The organism is Pseudomonas sp. 86_A, assembly GCF_017491705.1.
GTDB lineage: Bacteria > Pseudomonadota > Gammaproteobacteria > Pseudomonadales > Pseudomonadaceae > Aquipseudomonas > Aquipseudomonas koreensis.
Genome location: NZ_JAFGYS010000056.1, coordinates 1 through 566, shown reverse-complemented (window position 1 = coordinate 566; position 566 = coordinate 1). Strand labels below are relative to the sequence as shown.

The 566-nt window shown below is 54.4% G+C and carries 1 protein-coding gene; it reads left to right on the top strand.

Annotation, left to right across the window (positions count from 1 at the left end; all coding sequences use genetic code 11):
- Positions 1-252, top strand: a 252-nt coding sequence (locus J5M57_RS27950) for a thiamine phosphate synthase (RefSeq protein WP_207872089.1), incomplete at its 5' end; no start/stop codon positions are given.
- Positions 253-566 lie beyond the last annotated feature (314 nt).

The window sequence follows — 566 nt, the reverse complement described above, 5'->3', positions numbered from 1 at the left end:
GATCAGGTGAGACATGCAGATTCAATAGGGGTCGATCTGATCACCATCTCGCCGGTTATGCCGACTGCGACTCATACGACTGCAGAGCCACTGGGTTGGCCACGTTTTCGAGAGCTTGCAACGCTGACATCGGTTCCGGTCTATGCGTTAGGAGGGATGTCCGTCGACAGCTTGGCTGAAGCTCGCAACGCCGGCGCGTACGGTATTGCCGCGATTCGTGCCTTTTGGGAAAGCAACGTCGATCGATCGTAGCTGCGAGAGGATATTTGCCAGTTTTTCACAAGCGAGCGAATTGAGTTCGACGAAAACGCATGGTGAAATATGATGATGTACCGCTGGAGCATCGGTCTCGATCGATGAATTTTCCGTTCGCCAGTGGCGAGCTATGCTGGCGGTACGCCTTATTGACCACCTCGAATGAAGGTCCATGACGTTGGTACGCTATTGTGCTGTTGGCACGATGAGAAAGTCTTCACGCGCGTGGCCCGCCATCCATTTGGGAGTTCGTCCTCGACCGCACCACATCTGTCCGGTGACTGGATTGTTCGGAGGAGGCTCTTTATGCC